At 45.7% G+C, this 7,405-nt stretch carries 5 protein-coding genes; all 5 read right to left on the bottom strand.

All coding sequences use genetic code 11. From position 1 onward, the window contains the following. Positions 1-471: 471 nt before the first annotated feature. The gene (locus C0081_RS16650) at positions 472-990 is read right to left on the bottom strand and encodes a hypothetical protein (RefSeq protein WP_101534988.1); all 519 of its coding nucleotides are present in this window, start codon (positions 988-990) and stop codon (positions 472-474) included. Positions 991-1,199: 209 nt separating this feature from the next. Continuing rightward, positions 1,200-3,338, bottom strand: coding sequence for a GumC family protein (locus C0081_RS16645; protein ID WP_101534987.1), 2,139 nt, complete (start codon positions 3,336-3,338; stop codon positions 1,200-1,202). A 116-nt stretch (positions 3,339-3,454) separates the two neighbouring features. Then, positions 3,455-5,701 (bottom strand): O-antigen ligase family protein, encoded by a 2,247-nt coding sequence (locus C0081_RS16640; protein WP_146006487.1) that lies wholly within the window; start codon positions 5,699-5,701, stop codon positions 3,455-3,457. A gap of 104 nt (positions 5,702-5,805) precedes the next feature. Then, positions 5,806-6,462: a hypothetical protein gene (locus C0081_RS16635; RefSeq protein ID WP_101534985.1), complete on the bottom strand. Its 657-nt coding sequence runs from the start codon at positions 6,460-6,462 to the stop codon at positions 5,806-5,808. Between the two features lie 209 nt (positions 6,463-6,671). Further along, on the bottom strand, positions 6,672-7,088 hold the full coding sequence (locus C0081_RS16630) for a hypothetical protein (protein ID WP_101534984.1): 417 nt from the start codon (positions 7,086-7,088) through the stop codon (positions 6,672-6,674). Positions 7,089-7,405 lie beyond the last annotated feature (317 nt).

The raw sequence follows: 7,405 nt of genomic DNA, 5'->3' as shown, positions 1-7,405 counted from the left end.
CTCCTTTCACGGAGCTTCTTGATAGGACCCAGTTATATCCGATAGTGATTTGGCTTCCCCTAAGGGAATAGTTCAAATTTTAATCAACCGGCATTTTAGGTCCAAACATGACATACGGCACTAATACAGCTCCATCATCTCTATTATCTATGGTTGTAATCTATAACGAACACCACTTTAACGGTCAAGTTGTTTATTGTGCAACTTACTCGCCAATTGAAATTGCCGCTCAAAATCCCGCTCATTTGGATTGCTTGCGGCCAAGACGACAACATGACCACCATTTACCTAAGCGTATTTAGGATGGAACAGATTGAGTCTATGAATACTTTCACTCGATTTTGGCGGAGCAACGAACCAATCCGCATAAAAAAAGCGCCTTGCTTAAGCAAGACGCCATTTAAAGCGGTTAAGTATCGGCAGAAAGTATGGATACGCCTACCAAACAACTGTGCTTAACGATTCAGAAATCTAAAATCCGGTACAGCGCTTGATAGAACCGTCAGTGCCAATCATTTCAAACGAGGAGCATTCTTTCGAGGAAACATGTCCATCTTCGATGGAATAGATCTTATCTATCACAACTTCGCTGGTACCGTCCCCATCAAGATCTAGGATGAAGTCCTGCGCGGACGTGCCCTCTTCCATCCCCCATGAAAAATCTACTATTTTCCATCCATCCAAACTGTTGGTAAAAATTACTATATCTGTGCAGCACCCGTCTTCGCCTGAATATTGGGTCAACACCAGTTCTTCTGTCTCATTGAATGGATCAAGTTCGTACGCAGAAACATTGACGCTTTCATTTGGCAATTGCTCCCCTTGTAGTCGCAATTCAAAGCTCCTGTTTGCAGTTTGGACTGCGGGACTATCAATCACAGCATCAACTTTGGGTTCGGCTTCCAAAAGTGGCAGGATGACATCTGCCCCTGCGTAAGACGCAGTCGGTGCAAAAAGAAGGATAGAAAATGCAACAATGAAATATTTCATAGCAATTCAACCGTCAAAAAATCCAGGATAGAATGGCAAAAATCGGCCATTGGCTGTGCAAGTGACATAAAAGCATAGTCGATCAGAAAGCAACGAAGAAACCGGATGCACCTCCAATAACGCCGCACATTTAGTCGCGTGGTTAATCTGCATAGGTCAGAGCCGTTTAATCGACTTCAAATTTGCAACGTCACGAAGCGGGGAAAATACTATGTTTCTTCGTCCCGATAATAGCCAGAATAGTTGCTGTAATAGTAATGTTCACCACCCTCTTTTTGGTTCAAGACAGCGAATATATTGGTGGTCGGCCGCTTTACCTTTTCCAACATAGCAATTGCTTTTCTGGCCAATCGGCTTGATGTTTTAGCCCACCGGATCACATAGACAATCGTATCTGCTTTTTCGGCCAAATAGAGGGCATCAACAACAGGCTCGACCGGTGGAGAGTCAATAATAATGTGATCAAACCGTTGTGAGGCGATCTCGATCAGGCGGGTTAGCGCTGTTTTGCTGACCAGCTGGTCTGTGGGTCTTCCAACCGCGCGCGAGCCCAAGATAGCCGTCAGAGGGGTTTTGTCATCTGTCGTGACGATAGACGAAAGAATATCTGTCGTTAAAGACCCCGAAAGAAAATCATCAATGCCTTTTGGTGTGGTTTTATTGAGCTGTTTGTGCAGATTTGGCTTACGCATATCGCAGTCTATAATCAGTACACGCTTATTGGACAAGGCATAGGAACGCGCCAGAGACAATGCGACGGTTGATTTACCCTCAGAGGGCAATGTCGATGTCACAAGTGTCACAAAACATCGTTGCTGTTCGTTCTTTCTTGCCTCTCTATCGAGGAAAGAGCTGTGAATTGCGACTTGCAATCGACGGAAATTCTCGGTGTATCGCGACAGAGGTGACGTTATCAGAATGTCGGACAAGCTCGTAGAATTGCTATCGAGTGTTTCTGCCATGATCGTCGTAGCGACGGGCAGTTTTGTAATGTCTTCAACTTGCTCTTCACTGATGAAACCACCAATGAAATATTCAAATAGAAACGCAGCAGCAAGGCCCAACCCCAAACCACCAGCCAAGGCAAATGACAGGATCAGCCCACTGTTGGGAGAGGAAGGTTCAGTCGGTGGGAACGAGGCCGACACCACCCGGCTATCTGCAACTTGAAGGGCCTGCTCTGTCTCAAGAGACTGAGACCGAGACAAAAGGGTTCTATATTGCGTTGTTGCAAGGCTTGAGGTTTGGCGCAAACCATAGACTTGGGCCAATATATCTGTCGGAAGGTTGCTTTGATTGATGGTCGCATCGAGCTCTCCTTTGACCGATTTTAGCCTTTTTAGATCTAGCGCATTTTGTTCTGTCAGAAAAGAAATCGTCTTGCGCGTTTCGCTCTCAAGCTGGCGATCAAGGTTTTTGAGTTGATCTGCAATGTTTCCCGCGGAAGACGAATTTGCGTCTGTATTTTGCAGGCGTCTAGAAAGCTCATTTCTCTGTTTAACCAGTTCTTCAACCGCCACAGACTGCAACTCTGACAAAATGGCATCCCAATTCTGGCTACCAAGATTATCGTTCAGACTAGCAAGGCTTTGAGATCGGACCGATTGAAGAGCTGTAAGATTTTCAATTTCAGCAAATGCAATTTTCAGGTCATCGCTGCCAGATGCAGCAAGAATGCTATCTTTGTTTTCATTCAAAAATTGCTCATAATTCCGATCCGCGGCAATAATTGCTTCCTGCGCTTGTGAGACTTCTCGCATTACAATATCTCGAGCGGCACGTGCATTATCAACTTTTGCTTCGATTTGATTGTGGATGTAGGCTTCCGATATCGCATTTGCCAGACGAGACGCCTTGCCTTTGTCGATAGATTGGACCGATACAGCAATCAAATAGGTAAGTCCTTTGCGCGAAACTCTGACACTTTCCTTGAATTTTTGCAGTACGGTAAGGACAGCCTCTTCACCACTGGGCAATTTTCCGTCGCTCACACGGATAAGGGTCAATAGTTTGTCTTTTATACCAAGTTTTACGCCAAACTCGTCATCACTGATCAGATTCTGACTGCGCACCACATCCACAAGGACCCGATCCGAAGCGACAATTGCCACCTCACTATCAACTCTAGCGCTGTCGGTATTAGAAAACCCACTGGCGGCCCGTGGATCCAAAAGATTCTTTTGACTTGGGTCTACCAATATCAATGCTGATGCGGTGTATTTCGGCGTGATTGCAAACAAGGCAATAACAGCCAGCGCAACTGCCAGAATGACGGTAGAAACAATTAGTTTGCGTTGTCGGCCAATCATGCCAACCAGATGGCGAATATCAAATTCAGAATCATCCATAATCAATTTAGACCTTTAATCACGGGATTGACCAAAACAGGTCAAAATATGAGTAGCTTGGTAACACCAAAAATACATTACCCTTAGTATTTATAAATAATTACATATCATTGTGCCTAGGCTTTGGTGTCAAGGAAAAGCAACTCTTCATTGGGAATAATTCTCACAGCGGTCAAGCATCCGGTCTCGTAAGCACCGGTATCAATATTGAGTTGGTGTCCCTGCAGGGACGGTTCACTAACAACCCTGTGTCCATGGATGATCAATGCCGGATCAGTTGCATGGGATTCTTGTCGAGACAAACTCGCGGCAAAATCCACTTCACTTGCAATAGAATAGCTTTCGTCCATCCCAATATGCAAAAAGATATGCTTGGGTGTTACGAGCGCATCAGGCAAATTCTTTAGGAAATCAACATGCTCTTGCGGCACCTGACTCGACAACAAATAGTCAGAAGACGCATCCCCCTTGGCAATTTGTTCAATTTCATGTCCAGACAGTCCATAGGATCTCAAGGTTTCTTCCCCTCCGAAGCCTAGCCATCTGTTGGAACCGGGTACTTTTTGGAAGAATGACTGCATCATCACTTCATGGTTGCCTGCGATACAGAAGCGTTTAAGCCCAGCAGGTAGGTTGTATAAGATATGCTCAATTACTTGTGCTGATTGAGGGCCTCTATCAACAAAATCGCCCAATAACACAATCCACTTTTCGCCATCAAATGTTGATGCGTCGTGGACAATCTTTGCTTCCAGATCCTGCAAAAGATCAAGTCTGCCATGGACGTCACCAATCGCATAAACTGCACTCGGTAGCTTAGGGAAATGAAGTCTCGGCCTTACCGACACATGGTCCTGTGCATTTTTCCGGCGTTCTTTTCTTTTGATTGAATTTTCAGTGAGCATATGGGGCGACTGATTTCGGCTTACCGCTCTATCGCCTAACGTCTTTGAAACTTGCTCATTACTTCCTGTTCTTGGGCTTCTCTTGCCTTTGGTCGCCATTTGAGAGCCCAGCGCTATCGCCATAATAGCCAAATAGAGCAGAACGACTGCTTGTATTTCCATGCTGAAATCAAACAGGGAGTGGAGTGCAATTGTAACGGTCGCCCCTATCGCTGCGATGACTTCGGTCCGCAACCGATTTTTGCCAAATGTTTGTTTGATGAGCTTCCAAGCTAACAATCCGACAATCAGTAGAGGAAGGCTACCGACTATAAGGCCCATTTCGGACCAGTGTGCCAAATAGGTAGAATGCGCTCTTCCCCAAACAACATTGGTTGGCGCTTCCAAGCCATGATATAGCGGAAACGCATGCTCGAAGCTGCCTGCACCAAACCCTGTAAAAGGTCGGTCCGCGATCATGTTCAGGATCTGATTATAGACCCCGAAACGCGTATCAAACGCAGATGAAAGGTCAATATACCGATCTGCAAGCCCTGCACCGAATAGCACAACCAGCAAAGCAATGACCAATGGACCGGCAAAGAAGACAAATCTCACATTGGTCATTTGCGACATGCGCAACAGCAGCACGGTCAGAAGGCCGGCGAACCCAGAGACCACCCCCATTCTGGATTGGGTCGTCAACAATCCAACAATCAAAAAAACAAGCGCAACTAGGACCCAGACTTTATCAGGATGGGGAGAAAAGAATGAGTGCGTACGGCTATGTCTTCTGGTTTTTTTTGTAGCCTCAGAGGGACGAATGACAAAACTAAGTGCCAATATTGCCCCCAAGCTAAGATAGGTCGCTAAGGAATTCCGGTTTGTAAAGGTACCAGTTGCATTGCCCAAATGGTCGGTTTTCGGGATAAACAGAACCGTATCCCCCAACTGAGTGAGCGCAAAGAGTGCATACAACGCCTGTATAGACGTAATCACGATAATCGCTTTTAAGAAATAACGTGCACGTTGACTTCTGGCACCCGTTTGAAGCATCAGGTAGAAAAACATGCCGTAGGTAGCCCAACGCAAAAATGAGAGCCACGTATCCCCCGGCGTTAGACTTAGGCTTCCGCTTGCAATCACATTCCCCGATTGAGTAGAAAACGCCACCCCACCCCATAGCCCACCAATCGGCAAGCACTGCAGTCCCATATAGATGAGAACGATACAGAACATAACGCCGACAACAGAAAACTTGTGTGTAAGAACCCGTGGAACAGTTTGAACCCAATAAACAGTGATCATGTACCACGTCATAATGCAGGCCATCACCAAAGCCCATAGTGCCCAAAATAGTGGCCGATTGCTGCCCAACGGGATGGGAGACACAATCAAAACTGCCAACATCAAATATTTTAAAAGACTGTGATGCTTTGTCAGCGGACCTTTGGTCGGTTCACCAATAAGGGAATCCATAAAAACATCTGGATAGCTGGTCTGGTTTGAGTTTGACTGCTGCAATTGTGTTTCTCATTAATTTGGCCGGGTATGAGACGTTCCATCCAGGTCAATGGTTTGCTCTATTGCTGTGATTGTTTCCGAACTTGTTGCAAAAACATATTTTGATATTTGGGTTTTGCCAATTGCACCAGATCGGAGATCAATTGCCTTAAGAATGAGTGTTTAATATATTGCTCAGCCAACCAAATTGTACCATTCCAACTATTTAGAATAGTCGAAATGTCCGAACGCAAAATCTCTTGAGTTCTTTCACTTTGATAGTCTTCGTGTCGAATCAACAAACCGAAACGTCTCTTTGACAGCCAATCCTCATGGGTTGAGGTCTGGTATGATTTTTCGAAATAAACTTGAAATGCTGTTTTGTCTTTTAGCAAGCCGCTGGAGGCCGCAGCCACATACCACGCAGCCGAGAAAGATGGCTGTTTGTCCGTGATATCCAGTGCCAAATCACGACACCCCTTTAAATGGACAAGCTTTTGTTTTGTCGGCTGTAGGCGCGCATATAGACTGCGCATAGACACCAGGCAATCTTCAAGAACAATTGACTTAGAAAAACTACTGATGGGAGATGGCAGGTTGCCTTGAACAACGGCGGTAATGAACGATTTGTCATCTTTTGGTTGAAAAAGGAATACGCTGGCTTCTTGATAAAACGTATAAAGCGCAGTCACCAACAGGATCACGCACATCGCGGCCGGCGCTCTATAATCAAACATTAGAGCTTTCACCTATAAATTCCTTATCCGGCCATATTCGAATTTTATCTGGAAGAACATGAAGTGACTTGCTCGCACTGTTCATGTCAACTATCGCTTAATCTTCCAATCCCGCGAAATACTAGAAAACACTGCGAATTAGCCTCAAACACAAACAACGGGCCGTCATAAAGACGTCCCGCTCAGTTTGTACGTATATCTTTGGCTTATTATGGTGACGCAGGGGCACCCGCCTCTCCGTCAGCCGCTGTGGTTTCCGAAAGGTTCTCCACATTGCTCGCAACTTGCAATGTTTCACGACGCTGCCCTTCATCCGAAATCTCAGCCGCAGCGGTTCTAATACCCGCGCTAATTTCACGAACAACGTTTGGCTGTAAACCACCATTTACGACTTGTTGGCCAAGCTCCGTGCTCAGGCTTGCGATAGACGCGTCGATCTGAGCAGCCGTCAGACCTTGGGCTTTAAGGGCATCTACATATGCCTGAACGGCAGCAACGCAACTTGCTCCAGATTTACAGGCAGCGACTGTACTCGCGACAGAAGCTGTCGACTGAGCAAACGCTGGTAAAGCAAACTGAGCTGCAGCCAGAAGCGCGCCAGCGGCAATAGCGTTAATGAGTTTCACTGTAAAATCTCCATTAGTAAAACAAACCAAGCACCGAAATCCAACTGGTGCAAAAATCAAATACTCGTCCCTATCAGCCCAAATTATCTTTTGCGCTGATATTCTAAGTAATAGTTAGCATTTTTTACACTAAGAGTCACACTTTTTCTGCTCGCCACCACTACCTATAGCTGCATCCAGCCAATCCCTAGAACAACACAAATTAAATACGGCAGAAAACCGGCGTTACCCACCGCCTCACTGCAACCATTTCAAGGCATCGCCCCATCAAACTAGGTATTTTTACAACAATGAGACCCATTTTTTTGGGTTTGCTG

This window comes from Cohaesibacter celericrescens (assembly GCF_002866925.1).
Taxonomy (GTDB): Bacteria; Pseudomonadota; Alphaproteobacteria; order Rhizobiales; family Cohaesibacteraceae; genus Cohaesibacter; species Cohaesibacter celericrescens.
Note: the sequence above shows the minus strand (reverse complement) of the source record. Positions and strands in the feature narration are given on the sequence as shown.